This window comes from Pseudomonas sp. SCA2728.1_7, from assembly GCF_018138145.1.
Classification (GTDB): Bacteria; Pseudomonadota; Gammaproteobacteria; order Pseudomonadales; family Pseudomonadaceae; genus Aquipseudomonas; species Aquipseudomonas koreensis_A.
Genome location: NZ_CP073104.1, coordinates 1,270,835 through 1,285,307, shown reverse-complemented (window position 1 = coordinate 1,285,307; position 14,473 = coordinate 1,270,835). Strand labels below are relative to the sequence as shown.

13 protein-coding genes are annotated in these 14,473 nt (G+C 59.6%); 10 read left to right on the top strand and 3 right to left on the bottom strand.

Annotation, left to right across the window (positions count from 1 at the left end):
- Nucleotides 1-20 precede the first annotated feature (20 nt).
- Nucleotides 21-611, bottom strand: coding sequence for an amino acid synthesis family protein (locus KBP52_RS05590; RefSeq protein WP_007917992.1), 591 nt, complete (start codon nt 609-611; stop codon nt 21-23).
- A 439-nt stretch (nt 612-1,050) separates the two neighbouring features.
- On the opposite strand from KBP52_RS05590, the gene KBP52_RS05585 reads away from it, so the two are divergent.
- Together KBP52_RS05585 and KBP52_RS05580 are read left to right on the top strand one after the other, a co-directional pair.
- The gene (locus KBP52_RS05585; protein ID WP_212622301.1) at nt 1,051-2,094 is read left to right on the top strand and encodes a YCF48-related protein; all 1,044 of its coding nucleotides are present in this window, start codon (nt 1,051-1,053) and stop codon (nt 2,092-2,094) included.
- A complete protein-coding gene (locus KBP52_RS05580; protein WP_150751944.1) occupies nt 2,091-4,475 on the top strand; it encodes an RND family transporter in 2,385 nt (794 codons plus the stop codon). Before KBP52_RS05585 ends, KBP52_RS05580 begins: the two co-directional genes overlap by 4 nt.
- 397 nt (nt 4,476-4,872) lie before the next feature.
- Here KBP52_RS05580 and KBP52_RS05575 read toward each other — a convergent pair whose 3' ends face one another.
- Nucleotides 4,873-5,592: a FadR/GntR family transcriptional regulator gene (locus KBP52_RS05575; protein ID WP_095122912.1), complete on the bottom strand. Its 720-nt coding sequence runs from the start codon at nt 5,590-5,592 to the stop codon at nt 4,873-4,875.
- A 187-nt stretch (nt 5,593-5,779) separates the two neighbouring features.
- A complete protein-coding gene (locus KBP52_RS05570; RefSeq protein WP_077573250.1) occupies nt 5,780-7,516 on the bottom strand; it encodes an IlvD/Edd family dehydratase in 1,737 nt (578 codons plus the stop codon).
- Between the two features lie 193 nt (nt 7,517-7,709).
- On the opposite strand from KBP52_RS05570, the gene KBP52_RS05565 reads away from it, so the two are divergent.
- The 8 genes from KBP52_RS05565 to KBP52_RS05530 all read left to right on the top strand — a co-directional run bounded on the left by KBP52_RS05565 (nt 7,710) and on the right by KBP52_RS05530 (nt 14,469).
- A complete protein-coding gene (locus KBP52_RS05565) occupies nt 7,710-9,032 on the top strand; it encodes an MFS transporter (protein ID WP_077573249.1) in 1,323 nt (440 codons plus the stop codon).
- A 145-nt stretch (nt 9,033-9,177) separates the two neighbouring features.
- Nucleotides 9,178-10,170, top strand: a complete 993-nt coding sequence (gene araD1 / locus KBP52_RS05560; protein WP_212622300.1) for an AraD1 family protein — start codon at nt 9,178-9,180, stop codon at nt 10,168-10,170.
- A gap of 9 nt (nt 10,171-10,179) precedes the next feature.
- A complete protein-coding gene (locus tag KBP52_RS05555; RefSeq protein WP_212622299.1) occupies nt 10,180-11,760 on the top strand; it encodes an aldehyde dehydrogenase (NADP(+)) in 1,581 nt (526 codons plus the stop codon).
- Nucleotides 11,761-11,926: 166 nt separating this feature from the next.
- Nucleotides 11,927-12,229, top strand: a complete 303-nt coding sequence (locus tag KBP52_RS05550) for a DUF5629 family protein (protein WP_212622298.1) — start codon at nt 11,927-11,929, stop codon at nt 12,227-12,229.
- Nucleotides 12,226-13,401 carry a lactonase family protein gene (locus tag KBP52_RS05545; protein ID WP_077573245.1) on the top strand — a complete coding sequence of 392 codons (1,176 nt, stop codon included), beginning with the start codon at nt 12,226-12,228 and terminating at the stop codon, nt 13,399-13,401. The genes KBP52_RS05550 and KBP52_RS05545 overlap by 4 nt, the downstream gene beginning before the upstream one ends.
- 156 nt (nt 13,402-13,557) lie before the next feature.
- A complete protein-coding gene (locus KBP52_RS05540; protein WP_007917967.1) occupies nt 13,558-13,737 on the top strand; it encodes a hypothetical protein in 180 nt (59 codons plus the stop codon).
- 265 nt (nt 13,738-14,002) lie between these two features.
- Nucleotides 14,003-14,215, top strand: a complete 213-nt coding sequence (locus tag KBP52_RS05535; protein WP_212622297.1) for a hypothetical protein — start codon at nt 14,003-14,005, stop codon at nt 14,213-14,215.
- Complete coding sequence (locus KBP52_RS05530) at nt 14,212-14,469, top strand: hypothetical protein (protein WP_123593797.1); 258 nt, start codon at nt 14,212-14,214, stop codon at nt 14,467-14,469. Before KBP52_RS05535 ends, KBP52_RS05530 begins: the two co-directional genes overlap by 4 nt.
- Nucleotides 14,470-14,473: the final 4 nt, after the last annotated feature.

The following is a 14,473-nucleotide window of genomic DNA, read 5'->3' as shown; positions in this document are numbered from 1 at the left end:
GCAGTGCCTTTTTATTGTGATTACTGGGCTTTTTCGGCGGCCAGTTCTTCCAAATCGATGTAGCGGTTGCCGATGCGCGGATGCAGGCGACCACCGTCGGCGCAACCCAGCACGACAACGATTTCGTCGGCACGCGGCGCGTCTTCGATCTGCATTTCCAGAGTGATGTAGTGCGAACGCTGACCTTCGTCGTCCTTGTGCATCATCGGGATCTGAATCGAAGTGCCCGGGCCGCCGCGCTTGTTGGTGAAGCTCAGGTAGCTCTTGGCGTTGACGGCTTCGCGGTAGTGGTTGCCGAAGCGCAGGGTGTGGATCACGGCGGAGGCGTGTTCGATCTCGCCATCGGCACCGACCACAGCGGCTTTGCCGTAGGCCTCGATCTTCTCGGCACCGCCGATGATGCCGACCAGACGCTCGACCATCAGTGCACCGAGGTCGGAGCAGTTGGCGCGGATCTGCGGCTTGAGGTCTTCGACGAAACCGTTGCCCACCCAAGGGTTTTTCATCACCACGGCGAGGCCGACCATGGTCACCGGCTTGTCAGTGGCTTTGCCGCCTTCGATGAAGGTTTCTTCGACATAGCTGACGATCTTGCGAATTTCGAAACTCATGAGCTGCTCCGTTGAGGGATTGAGAGTGTCTGTGCGTCTGATGGTATACCATAATACCGATCGTGCAAGTCCCCTCGGTAACTTTTGCCGTATCACCCCGGCGAATGGTCATGTATTCAAATCCCAAAGCCCCCACCAACCTCCTGTAGGAGTGAGCCTGCTCGCGATAGCGGTGTGTCAGTCAATGAATTCTTACCTGATACACCGCTATCGCGAGCAGGCTCACTCCTACAGGGGGAATCCGTCGGCAATGTGGTTAACAAAAGATAACGTGGCGCCGATTGTCAGACGTTTCGAAAGCCCGATAGGATGAGCCAGCTTCCGAAGTGGCTCTGGATTGCGGGTTTCAGGACTATGCTCCTGAGCAGCCATCAGCGGAGCACACTTGCGGCGCCCTTGAAGGCCAGATGGCCTAACAATAATAAATAGGGGAAGGTCTATGAGTCGTTGCCGCCCGCCGGCGTTACGCAACACCGCGTTGCTGGCCACAGCACTCTCTCTGCTGGGCTTTGCCACGTTATCGGCTCCGGTGATAGCCGCCGAGGCGCCAGCCGACGTGGTCTACGCCACCGCATCCGCCAAAGCCACGAAAAGCCTGATACTTGATGTCGTCCACGCTGGCACGCGTCTGGTCGCGGTCGGGGATCGCGGGCACATTCTCTATTCCGATGACCAGGGCAAAACCTGGACCCAGGCCAAGGTGCCGACCCGGCAACTGCTGACGGCGGTGTACTTTGTCGACGACAAGCACGGCTGGGCGGTCGGCCACGACGCGCAAATCCTCGCCAGCGCAGACGGCGGTCTGACCTGGAGCAAACAATTCGAAGACCTCAAACGTGAATCGCCGCTGCTCGATGTCTGGTTCAAGGACGTCAACAGCGGCCTCGCCGTGGGCGCGTACGGCGCGCTGCTGGAAACCACCGACGGCGGTAAAAACTGGGAAGACGTCAGCGACCGCCTCGACAACGAAGACCAGTTCCACCTCAACGCCATCGCGGCGGTGAAGGACGCCGGGCTGTTTATCGTCGGCGAGTCGGGCAGCATGTTCCGCTCCGCCGATGACGGCCAGACCTGGGAAAAACTCGAAGGCCCGTACGAAGGCTCGCTGTTCGGCGTGATCGGCACGGCACAACCGCAAACCCTGCTGGCTTACGGCTTGCGCGGCAATCTTTATCGCTCCACTGATTTCGGCAGCAACTGGGAACAGGTCGAGCTGAAAGCCGCGCGCGGGGCGCTGGAGTTCGGCCTGTCTGGCGCAACCTTGCTGCCGGACGGCTCAATCGTGATCGTTGGGAACGGCGGTTCGGTGATCAGCAGCAGCGACAACGGCGAGACCTTCAGCGTGTTCAACCGTCCGGACCGCATCTCGCTGTCATCGGTCACCGCTGCCGGCGACGGCAACCTGATTCTGAGCGGGCAGGGTGGTCTTCACACCACACAGCCGAACGGTGCCGAGATCAATAATAAGAAGGCGGGGCTATGACTTCCTTGATCACTCCTCAGCAGGACAAGGCGACGTTTCTTGAACGCCTGATTTTCAACAACCGCCCGGCAGTGATCCTGATCTGTCTGGTGGTGAGCATTTTCCTGTTCTGGCAGGCCACGCTGATCCGGCCTTCCACCAGTTTCGAAAAAATGATCCCGCTCCAGCATCCGTTCATCGAGAAGATGATGGAGCACCGCAACGATCTGGCGAACCTGGGCAACACCGTGCGTATTTCGGTGGAAGCCAAGGACGGCGACATCTTCTCCAAGGAGTACATGGAGACCCTGCGCCAGATCAACGACGAGGTGTTCTACATCTCCGGGGTCGATCGTTCCGGCCTGAAGTCGCTGTGGAGTCCGAGCGTGCGCTGGACCGAAGTGACCGAAGAGGGTTTTGCCGGCGGTGAAGTGATCCCGCAAAGCTACAACGGCTCGCAGGACAGCCTCGATCTGCTGCGTAACAACGTGCTCAAGTCCGGTCAGGTCGGGCGGCTGGTGGCCAACGACTTCAAGTCGAGCATCGTCGACATCCCGCTGCTGGAGTCCTACCCGGACCCGGAAGACCAGGGCAAGTTGCTCGCGCTGGACTATCGCAAGTTCTCCCATGAACTCGAAGACAAGATCCGCAACAAGTTCGAAGCACAGAACCCCAACGTCAAGATCCACATCGTCGGTTTCGCCAAAAAGGTCGGCGATTTGATCGACGGTCTGGTGATGGTCGTGCTGTTCTTCGGCATCGCTTTCGTCATCACCCTGATCCTGCTGCTGTGGTTCACCAACTGCGTACGCAGCACGATTGCGGTGTTGAGTACGACGCTGGTGGCGGTGGTCTGGCAGCTCGGCTTGATGCACTTCTTCGGTTTCGGGCTTGATCCGTATTCGATGCTGGTGCCGTTTCTGATTTTCGCCATTGGCATTTCCCACGGCGTGCAGAAGATCAACGGTATCGCCCTGCAATCCAGCGAGGCCGACAACGCATTGACCGCTGCGCGGCGCACCTTCCGACAACTGTTCCTGCCGGGGATGATCGCGATTCTCGCGGATGCAGTGGGTTTCATCACCCTGCTGATCATCGACATCGGCGTGATCCGTGAACTGGCCATCGGCGCGTCGATAGGCGTGGCGGTGATCGTGTTCACCAACCTGATCCTATTGCCGGTGGCGATTTCCTATGTCGGCATCAGCAAACGGGCGATTGCCCGGAGCAAGAAAGACGCGAACCGCGAGCATCCGTTCTGGCGCCTGCTGTCGAACTTCGCCAACCCGAAAGTCGCACGCATATCGGTGCTGCTGGCGCTGATCGCCTTCGGTGGCGGCCTTTGGTACAGCCAGAACCTGAAAATCGGCGACCTCGACCAGGGCGCACCGGAACTGCGTCCGGATTCGCGCTACAACAAGGACAACAACTTCATCATCAACAACTACTCGACCAGTTCCGATGTGCTGGTGGTGATGGTCAAGACCAAGTCGGAAGGCTGCTCACGCTACGAAGCCATGGCGCCGATCGACGAACTGATGTGGAAGATGCAGAACACCGAGGGCGTGCAGTCGGCGATCTCACTGGTGACCGTGTCCAAGCAGATGATCAAGGGCATGAACGAGGGCAACCTGAAATGGGAAACCCTGTCGCGCAACCCGGACGTGCTGAACAACTCGATTGCCCGCGCCGACGGTCTATACAACAACAGTTGCTCGCTGGCGCCGGTGCTGGTGTTCCTCAACGATCACAAGGCCGAAACCCTCGATCGGGCGGTGCATGCGGTGCAGGAGTTCGCCAAGGACAATAACAAGGACGGTCTGGAGTTCATCCTCGCCGCTGGTAACGCCGGGATCGAAGCGGCCACCAACGAAGTCATCAAACAGGCCGAGCTGACCATCCTGATTCTGGTGTACATCTGCGTGGCAGTGATGTGCATGATCACCTTCCGTTCGTGGGCGGCGACCTTGTGCATCGTCCTGCCGCTGGTGCTGACCTCGGTACTCGGCAACGCGCTGATGGCGTTCATGGGCATCGGCGTGAAGGTTGCGACCTTGCCGGTGGTGGCGCTGGGTGTGGGGATTGGTGTCGACTACGGCATCTACATCTACAGCCGACTGGAAAGTTTCCTGCGTGCTGGGCTGCCGTTGCAGGAAGCTTATTACCAGACGCTGAAATCTACCGGTAAGGCCGTGTTGTTCACTGGTCTGTGCCTGGCGATTGGTGTATGCACGTGGATCTTCTCGGCGATCAAGTTCCAGGCTGACATGGGCCTGATGCTGACCTTCATGCTGCTGTGGAACATGTTCGGTGCACTGTGGCTGCTGCCGGCACTGGCGAAGTTCCTGATCAAGCCGGAGAAACTCGCGGGGCAGAAGGGCAATTCGCTGTTTGCCCATTGATCTGAAGGGCTGAAACGACGAAGCCGCAACCTTAGGGTTGCGGCTTTTTTTGTGGCTCAAGATCAGATCAAGAGCCCCTCACCCTAGCCCTCTCCCGGAGGGAGAGGGGACTGACCGAGGTGTGCGGCTTGATTCATCGACCTGAGATACCGAGTCGATTATGGATTCACAGCAGATCGTTCGACTTGAGATACCGAGTCGATTGTGGATTCACTACAAATCTTTCGATCGAGATAACAAGTTGATTATGGATTCACAGCAATTCGTTCGACGTGAGTTGCCAGTCGATTGTGGATTCACTACAAATCGTTCAAGTCGGCGTAGTTGTTAAATATCCCCCGGTCGGTCCCCTCTACCTCTGGGAGAGGGCTAGGGTGAGGGCAGGCGATCTCAAGCCCTATGACAATTCAGTACCCAGCACAACACTCAAAGCACTACGCGCATCATCCAGCTGCACCAACGTCGCATGCCGAGCCCCCAAGGCATCACGATTCTCGATCGCCGTCAAAATCGCCTTATGCCGCGGCAACGCCAGCTCATGCAAATTCGGCCGCTGATTCGAATGCTTCAACGCCTCGGCAATCGCCACCGACAACATGTTGCACAGGTTCGCCAGCAAATCATTGTGCGTCGCATCGGCAATCCGGCTATGGAAGTCCAGATCCGGCTGCAACAACGCTTCCGGCGTCGGCGCTGCTTCCATGCGCTGGTACGCCTCACCAATCGCCGCAATATCAGCCTCGGTCGCATGTTGAGCGGCGAGGGCAGCGGCGGCCGGTTCGATAATGCTGCGCACACTGGTCAGCACATTGAAAAACTCATTCTGCGGACTGCTTTGCATCAGCCAGTGCAGCACGTCCGGGTCGAGCATGTGCCATTCGCGGCGGGCCTTGACCACCGTGCCGACGCGTGGCTTCGAATACACCAACCCCTTGGCGACCAACACCCGCGTCGCTTCACGCAACACCGGCCGGCTGACCGCGTACTCCTCGCAGAGCAAGGCTTCGGCGGGCAGTTTGTCGTCGGGCTTGAAGCGTCCGGAGACGATCTGCATGCCCAGTTCCTGGACGATGCGCGAGTGCATGCTTTTGCGGTCGGAGGGTTTGCGGTAATCCATGGGGAGCGGCGCGATCCTGAGCGATGGAGATGCCGCGCATCATAGCAGGCACCAGACAATCTTGAGGGAGTACACAAAGCCAAATGTAGGAGTGAGCCTGCTCGCGATAGCGGTGTGCCAGATGAACAATTGCTAACTGACACACCGCTATCGCGAGCAGGCTCACTCCTACAGGGGGGCGGTAGGGTTAGTGAGAGTGGCGCGGCACTTCAGCCCCTCGGCAACCAACCAGGAAGTCAAAGTCACAGCCCTGATCCGCCTGCAGCACATGGTCGATGTACAGCTGACGATATCCGCCCACCAATAACTGCTGCGGCGGCTGCAGATCCGCCATCCGCGCCGCCAGTTCGGCGTCCGAAATATCCAGGTGCAAACGCCCGGTGGCGCAATCCAGCTCGATCCAGTCACCTTCCTTCACCGTCGCCAAAGGCCCGCCGGCCGCCGCTTCCGGCGCTACGTGCAAAACCACCGTGCCATAAGCGGTGCCGCTCATCCGCGCATCAGAAATGCGCACCATGTCCGTCACACCCTGCGCCAACAGCTTGGCCGGCAAACCCATGTTGCCGACTTCGGCCATGCCCGGGTAACCCTTCGGCCCGCAGTTCTTCATCACCAGAATCGAATCTTTATCGACATCCAGCTCCGGATCGTTGATCCGCGCCTTGTACATGTCGAAGTTCTCGAACACCACCGCACGGCCGCGATGCTGCATCAGTTCCGGCGTCGCAGCGGATGGCTTGAGCACAGCGCCGAGCGGCGCCAGATTGCCTCGCAACACACAAATGCCGCCGTCGGCGCGAATCGGATTGTCGAGGGTGCGGATCACTTCGTCTTCGCCATAGATCGGCGCGTCCTTGGTGTTCTCGCCGATGGACTTGCCGTTGACGGTCAACGCATTCGGGTTGGGAATCAGATTGGCCTCACCGAGACGACGCAACACCGCCGGCAAACCACCGGCGTAATAGAACTCTTCCATCAGGAAACGCCCCGACGGTTGCAGGTCAACGATGGTCGGCATGCCGCGACCAATGCGCGTCCAGTCGTCCAGATCCAGTTCGACACCGATGCGCCCGGCAATGGCCTTCAAGTGAATCACCGCGTTGGTCGAACCACCGATAGCAGCGTTCACGCGGATAGCGTTTTCGAAGGCTTCCTTGGTCAGAATCTTCGACAGTTTCAGATCTTCGCGAACCATCTCCACCGCCCGCATGCCGGACATGTGCGCCAACACATAACGTCGCGCATCCACCGCCGGAATCGCCGCGTTGTGCGGCAGCGAAGTGCCGAGTGCTTCAGCCATGCAGGCCATGGTCGACGCGGTGCCCATGGTGTTGCAGGTACCCGCCGAACGCGACATGCCGCCCTCGGCTGCGAGGAAGTCATCGATGGTAATAGTGCCAGCCTTGACCTGCTCGCTGAGCTGCCAGACCACGGTGCCGGAGCCGATGTCCTTGCCCTTGTGCTTGCCGTTCAACATCGGCCCGCCGGTGACAACAATCGCCGGCACGTCGCAACTGGCCGCGCCCATCAGCAGCGCCGGGGTGGTTTTGTCGCAGCCGGTCAGCAGCACCACGCCGTCGATCGGGTTGCCGCGAATCGCTTCCTCAACGTCCATGCTCGCCAGGTTGCGGGTGAGCATGGCGGTCGGGCGCAGGTTCGATTCGCCGTTGGAGAACACCGGGAATTCTACTGGAAAGCCACCGGCCTCGATCACCCCGCGTTTGACGTGCTCCGCGATCTGGCGGAAGTGCGCGTTGCACGGGGTCAGTTCCGACCAGGTATTGCAGATGCCGATGATCGGCTTGCCATGGAACTGGTGGTCGGCGATGCCCTGATTCTTCATCCAGCTGCGGTACATGAAGCCGTTCTTGTCGGCCGTGCCAAACCATTGGGCGGAGCGCAGGGTGGGTTTCTTATCAGACATGATCGATTCTCTTATTGTATGACTATAGTGTTCCAGCTACGGCTTAATCTAAGCGCAAAATCCTAGGTTTGGAAGTGTTGTTGGTGAATTAGTATTACTATATAGTCGTTTTCGACGGAGGGATGGCCCTGACGGTTTTCCGTGAGAGGCGTCCCCCGAGGTTCTATAAAAACAACAATCGGAGACCGATCTCATGAGCCAGGAACTGCGGCTGATACGGCGCATTACGCTGAAACTGATTCCCTTCCTGATCCTGCTGTACCTGATCGCCTATGTGGATCGCTCCGCCGTCGGCTTCGCCAAGCTGCACATGGGCGCCGACATCGGCATCGGCGATGCGGCTTACGGCCTCGGCGCCGGGCTGTTCTTCATTGGTTACTTCCTCCTCGAAATTCCCAGCAACCTGATGCTCGAACGCTTCGGTGCGCGGCGCTGGTTTGCGCGAATCATGATTACCTGGGGCGCGATCACCATCGGCATGGCGTTCGTCCAGGGCCCGCACAGTTTCTACGTGATGCGCTTTCTGCTCGGCGCGGCCGAGGCGGGGTTCTTTCCCGGCGTTCTCTACTACATCACCCAATGGTTCCCGGTGCGCCATCGCGGCAAGATCCTCGGGTTGTTCATTCTTTCCCAGCCGATCGCGATGATGATCACCGGCCCCGTGTCCGGCGGTTTGCTCGGCATGGACGGCGTCCTTGGCCTGCACGGCTGGCAGTGGCTGTTCATCGTCATCGGCACCCCGGCGATCCTGCTGACCTGGCCGGTGCTGCGCTGGTTGCCGGACGGCCCGCAGCAAGTGAAATGGATGGATCAGGCAGAGAAAGACTGGCTGACCGGCGAGTTGAAAAAGGATCTGCAGGAGTACGGCCAGACCCGTCACGGCAACCCGCTGCATGCGCTGAAAGACAAACGCGTGTTGCTGCTGGCGCTGTTCTATCTGCCGGTGACGTTGAGCATTTACGGCCTCGGTCTATGGTTACCGACGCTGATCAAACAGTTTGGCGGCAGTGATTTGGTCACCGGTTTCGTGTCGTCGGTGCCGTACATCTTCGGGATCATCGGCCTGCTGATCATCCCGCGCAGTTCCGACCGGTTGAATGATCGTTACGGGCATCTGGCTGTTCTGTATGTGCTGGGCGCGATTGGCCTGTTCCTGAGCGCATGGCTGTCGTTGCCGGTGGCACAACTGGCGGCGCTGTGTCTGGTGGCGTTTGCGCTGTTTTCCTGCACGGCGGTGTTCTGGACGTTGCCGGGACGGTTCTTTGCTGGCGCAAGTGCGGCGGCGGGGATTGCCTTGATCAATTCGGTGGGGAATCTGGGCGGGTACATCGGGCCGTTTGTGATTGGGGCGTTGAAGGAGTACACCGGGAATCTTGCGTCCGGCCTGTATTTCCTGTCGGGCGTGATGGTGTTCGGTTTGATCCTGACCGGCGTTGTCTACCGCGTGCTGGAACGTAAACACGTCCTGCCGGTTGACCAATTTGCCGCCAGCGCCCGTGGCGCTACCCGCACCTGACAGACCCACACCGGTCCCCTGTAGGAGTGAGCCTGCTCGCGATAGCGGTCTATCAGTTGACAACTTTTTGGCTGACACACCGCTATCGCGAGCAGGCTCACTCCTACAAGGATCTGCGGTGTTTCGAATAACACAGGAGAAAATCATGCATCTGGTTCAATTCGAATTAAGCAACGGCGAGCGCCGCGTCGGCGTGGTCGACAACGGTCTGGTGCGCGAGGTGCAAGACGCGCGCAGCGTGCGCGATCTGGCCCTGGCCGCCATCGAGGCCGGCCACTCCCTTGAGCAGCAAGTGCAAAACCTCGGCCTCGGCATCAGCCACGACTACGCCGAACTGCTTGCGCAACTGCGCATCCTGCCGCCACTCGACCATCCGGACCCGGCCCACATGCTGGTCAGCGGTACCGGTCTGACTCACCTGGGCAGCGCCTCGGCGCGGGACAAAATGCACCAGCAGGCTGGCGACGAAGCGGCGATGACCGACACCATGCGCATTTTCAAATGGGGCGTGGAGGGCGGCAAACCGGCGGCGGGGCAGGCCGGTGTGCAACCGGAATGGTTCTACAAGGGCGACGGCAGCATCGTCGTGCGTCCGGGCCAACCTTTCCCGGTGCCACCGTTTGCCGAAGATGCCGGCGAAGAACCGGAGATGGCCGGCCTCTACGTGATCGGCCACGACGGCAAGCCTTATCGCCTCGGGTTCGCGGTGGGCAACGAGTTCTCCGACCACGTCATGGAGCGCAAGAATTACCTGTACCTCGCGCATTCGAAATTGCGCAGCTGCAGCTATGGTCCGGAACTTCGTACCGGTGAACTGCCTCAACACCTTGCCGGCACCAGTCGAATTCTGCGTGACGGCGAAGTGCTCTGGCAGAACGAGTTTCTCAGCGGTGAGGCGAACATGTGCCACAGCCTCGCCAACCTCGAATACCACCACTTCAAATACCGTCAGTTCTTGCGTCCGGGCGACGTGCACATTCACTTCTTCGGCACCGCGACCCTGTCGTTCGCCGATGGCATTCGCACGCAACCGGGCGACCTGTTCGAAATCAGCCAGGCCGAATTCGGCGCACCGCTGGTCAACGGCATCGTGCCGATCGCGGCCGCTTTTGAGCCGGACAGCATCGGCACCCTTTAAGGAGATCCCATGACTCAGATTCTCGGTCACAACTACATTGGCGGTCAGCGCAGCGCTGCCGGCGACGTCAAACTGCAATCGGTCGACGCCACGACGGGCGAACAATTGCCGCACGATTTCATTCAGGCCACGGTTGAAGAGGTCGACGCCGCCGCTAAAGCCGCCGCTGCCGCGTACCCGGCGTACCGCAGCCTCAGCGCCGAACGCCGCGCGCAGTTTCTCGATGCGATCGCCGATGAGCTGGATGCCCTTGGTGATGACTTTGTCGCCGTGGTCTGCCGTGAAACGGCGTTGCCGGCCGGACGCATTCAAGGCGAGCGCGGACGCACCAGCGGGCAGATGCGCCTGTTCGCCAAGGTGCTGCGACGTGGTGATTTCTACGGTGCGCGGATTGATCTGCCGCTGCCGGATCGTCAACCGCTGCCGCGTCCGGATCTGCGTCAGTACCGCATCGGCCTCGGCCCTGTCGCGGTGTTCGGCGCAAGCAACTTTCCACTGGCATTTTCCACCGCTGGCGGCGACACCGCATCTGCGCTGGCTGCCGGTTGCCCGGTGGTGTTCAAGGCCCACAGCGGCCACATGGCCACGGCGGAACGGGTCGCCGATGCGTTGATTCGCGCCGCCGAAAAAACCGCCATGCCCGCTGGTGTGTTCAACATGATCTACGGCGGTGGCGTCGGCGAATGGCTGGTCAAGCATCCGGCGATCCAGGCAGTGGGTTTCACCGGTTCGCTCAAGGGCGGACGTGCACTGTGCGACATGGCCGCGGCACGCCCGCAACCGATCCCGGTGTTCGCCGAGATGTCGAGCATCAACCCGGTGATCGTCCTGCCTCAGGCCCTGGCCGAGCGTTCGGAAACGGTTGCCCGCGACCTGACTGCTTCGGTGGTGCAGGGCTGCGGTCAGTTCTGTACCAATCCGGGCCTGGTCATCGGCATCCGCTCGCCAGAGTTCAGCGCGTTCGTGCAGCAGGTTGCGGGTTTGATCGGCGATCAACCGGCGCAAACCATGCTCAACGCCGGCACCCTCGGCAGCTACGGCAAAGGTTTGCAGAAGCTGTTGGCACATCCAGGCATCGAGCATTTGGCTGGCAATTCGCAGCAGGGTAATCAGGCGCAGCCGCAGTTGTTCAAGGCCGATGCGAGTCTGCTGATCGATGGCGATGAAGTGCTGCAGGAAGAAGTGTTCGGCCCGACCACGGTGATCGTTGAAGTGGCGGACAAGGCGCAACTCAGCGCTGCGCTGTATGGCCTGCACGGGCAACTGACCGCGACGATCATTGGCGAGCAGGCGGACTTCGAACGTTTCCCTGAGCTGACGCCGTTGTTGGAGCAGAAAGTCGGGCGGATCTTGCTCAACGGTTATCCGACCGGTGTCGAGGTGTGCGATTCGATGGTGCACGGCGGGCCATACCCGGCGACGTCGGATGCTCGTGGCACTTCGGTAGGCACGCTGGCCATCGACCGTTTCCTGCGCCCGGTGTGCTTCCAGAATTACCCGGACAGCTTGCTGCCGGAACCGCTGAAAAACGCCAACCCGCTGCGCATCCAGCGCCTCGTCGACGGCAAGCCCTCGCGCGACGCCCTCTGACATCACACCAATCCCGTGTAGGAGTGAGCCTGCTCGCGATAGCGGTTTCACATTCAACATATCTGTTGGATGACACAACGCGATCGCGAGCAGGCTCACTCCTACAAGGGCCGCGTACGACAATGAGCTATCATTGGCCCTTTCCCCCCTAGAAAGACTGTTTGCCATGACTGCCCAAACCCTTCTCGACCTCCTCGAACAATCCGATATGGTCGAAATCGACGGCTTGCACGCCTTTGAATTTTTCCTCGATGAAGACGACAACCTGCACATCGAATGCATCGACGGCCGAACGGTCAAGTATTGGGAATTCACCCCGGCTCAGGTTGCCGCTGCAACCTTCGACGACTCTTTGCAGAGCTGGTTGATCGTCGGCTATTTCAATGAGACCAAAGCGATCGGCGAACACCGCTTGGTTTGTCATGGCGACGTAGTCAGCAGCAGCGATGACGAGGATGACAATCAATGAAAATGCGTAAATTGTGGCCGCTGCTGATGGCCGGCAGCGTCGGTGCCATGGGGCTTTCCAGCGCATCCGCCGAGAGCTTCCAGCTACTGGTCGGTTCCTACACCGCCAACACCAGCCAGGGTCTCTATCGAATGAACTTCGACAGTGCCACCGGCCAGATCGCTGCCAAACCGCTACAGGTGGTCAAGAGCGAAAACCCGTCATGGCTGACGCTGTCCAAAGACCAGCGTCGGCTGTTCGTGGTCAATGAAAACGGCCCGGGCCAGAAAGACCCGGTCGGCCGTGTCAGCAGCTACTCGATCGATCCGAAAACCCACGCGCTGACCCTGATCAATCAAGTGCAGAGCCTGGGCAACGAGCCGACCCATTCAAGCCTCAGCGCTGACGCCAGCCATCTGTTCGTCAGCAACTATTCGGTGATGGAAGATCCGGGGGGAACTCTGGCGGTATTGCCGGTCGGTGCCGATGGCAAGCTCAAACCCGTCGTGCAGATGAGCGCGCACCCGGCGAGCCGGATCAATCCTGAGCGCCAGGCCTCCAACCACGTGCACTCGACGGTTTCTTCGCCTGACGGCCGCTACGTGTTCTCCAATGATCTGGGCGCGGACAAGGTCTTCGTCTACCTGTTCGATCCAAAGGCCAACCCGGACTTGCCGCTGACGCCGGCGATGACCGCCGCAGTGCCCTTGCCGGCCGGCAGCGGCCCGCGTCATCTGCTGTTCAGCGCTGACGGCAAACACGCCTGGCTGACCATGGAAATGAGCGCGCAGGTCGCGGTGTTCGACTACCACGACGGCGTGCTGACCCAGACGCAACTGGTCGATCTGGCCGCTGGTCAGCCAACGTCGGATAAGGCCGGTGCGGCGCTGCATGCCTCGGCCGATGGCAAGTTCCTCTACGTCAGCAACCGTGGTACCGCCAATCAGTTGGTGGTGTTTGCAATTGATCCGGCTACCGGTCAGCTCAAAGAGTTGCAAAAGCGTTCGGTGGACGGCGATCACCCGCGCGAGTTCAGCCTCGACCCGAGTGGCAAATTCCTGCTGATCGCCAACCAGAAGAGCAACGAAATTGTCGTCGTCGAGCGCGATGGCAAGACCGGTCTGCTCGGCAAAACCGTGCAGAAACTGCCGATGGACGCGCCGAGCGACCTCAAGTTTCTAGTGCGACAATAAGCCACAGGCCCCGGTTTACGGGGCCTGTCTCTTTGTATTAATCGCGCTGATATCCGGTAATGCTACAAAGCATTTCAAGCGATCAACCCTCGAGCGTTAAGTTTGCTTCACAGCCCAACCGGGCAAGCAAGCCAACCGAACACGAGGGTTACCGCCATGAACTTCAATCTCTTCTCCGTTATCGCCGCTTCCGCCATCTCCGCCACCGTTGTGCTGCCAGCCAGTGCCAACGTTGAAATCAACAGCAAAAAATCCCACACCCAGAGCTATACCCAGAAATACCTGCAACAGAGCGCCAACTTCTACGCCGCCCTGGATCACAAAGCCCAACACTGAAGTGCCCATTGCGCACAACTCCCTGTAGGAGCTGCCGAAGGCTGCGATCTTTTGATCTTGTTTTTTAAAAGCAAAATCAAAAGATCGCAGCCTTCGGCGGCTCCTACCCGTGTGTTTTTCGCAGCACGATAGGTTTCTTAAAACACGCAAATAGACTGGCTAAATAATCAACGAAGCTGATGTTTACTATGGAAAACCCTGAGTGGTTACCACGGCTTTTTTGATCGATTCTGTGGGCATCGAAACATGCCCACGGGAGAACACCATGGCCAGCGCAATCCTTCATTCAGCCAAACGCGGCGCCTACCTGGCCATCGGTCTGTACCTGGCCGTGGTGTTGTTCGTCAGCATCGCTTCGCAGATGGAACACAGCTTCGACGCACCGATTCAAGTCGACCACCCCGGCATCCAGTTCGAAGTCCGCTCGCAAAGCGTGATGGTCGACCGGGCCGAACTCGCGGGAGTCGGCGGCGCATGAAAGGCTACAGACTTTGGGTGGTCGCCGGTTTGGCGTTTTTCACCAACGGCGCTTCATTATTGGGTATCGGCCAAGGCTCGGTGGGGGCACTTGCACGGGCCATAGAGGCCAATCACAGCATTGCGCACAACATCGAACGGGCGAATACGCTGGGGTTGATGGCCGGCAATCCACCGGTCAAAGTCTCGGCGGATTTTCTCGGGCCGTTCGAAGTCGATTGCATGGCACTCGGCATGTGCCAAGCGCTGGCTTGACCCT

Coding starts and splice junctions, on each gene's coding strand:
- KBP52_RS05590 (WP_007917992.1), bottom strand. CDS start 611: ATGAGTTTCGAAATTCGCAAGATCGTCAGCTATGTCGAAGAAACCTTC.
- KBP52_RS05585 (WP_212622301.1), top strand. CDS start 1,051: ATGAGTCGTTGCCGCCCGCCGGCGTTACGCAACACCGCGTTGCTGGCC.
- KBP52_RS05580 (WP_150751944.1), top strand. CDS start 2,091: ATGACTTCCTTGATCACTCCTCAGCAGGACAAGGCGACGTTTCTTGAA.
- KBP52_RS05575 (WP_095122912.1), bottom strand. CDS start 5,592: ATGGATTACCGCAAACCCTCCGACCGCAAAAGCATGCACTCGCGCATC.
- KBP52_RS05570 (WP_077573250.1), bottom strand. CDS start 7,516: ATGTCTGATAAGAAACCCACCCTGCGCTCCGCCCAATGGTTTGGCACG.
- KBP52_RS05565 (WP_077573249.1), top strand. CDS start 7,710: ATGAGCCAGGAACTGCGGCTGATACGGCGCATTACGCTGAAACTGATT.
- araD1 (WP_212622300.1), top strand. CDS start 9,178: ATGCATCTGGTTCAATTCGAATTAAGCAACGGCGAGCGCCGCGTCGGC.
- KBP52_RS05555 (WP_212622299.1), top strand. CDS start 10,180: ATGACTCAGATTCTCGGTCACAACTACATTGGCGGTCAGCGCAGCGCT.
- KBP52_RS05550 (WP_212622298.1), top strand. CDS start 11,927: ATGACTGCCCAAACCCTTCTCGACCTCCTCGAACAATCCGATATGGTC.
- KBP52_RS05545 (WP_077573245.1), top strand. CDS start 12,226: ATGAAAATGCGTAAATTGTGGCCGCTGCTGATGGCCGGCAGCGTCGGT.
- KBP52_RS05540 (WP_007917967.1), top strand. CDS start 13,558: ATGAACTTCAATCTCTTCTCCGTTATCGCCGCTTCCGCCATCTCCGCC.
- KBP52_RS05535 (WP_212622297.1), top strand. CDS start 14,003: ATGGCCAGCGCAATCCTTCATTCAGCCAAACGCGGCGCCTACCTGGCC.
- KBP52_RS05530 (WP_123593797.1), top strand. CDS start 14,212: ATGAAAGGCTACAGACTTTGGGTGGTCGCCGGTTTGGCGTTTTTCACC.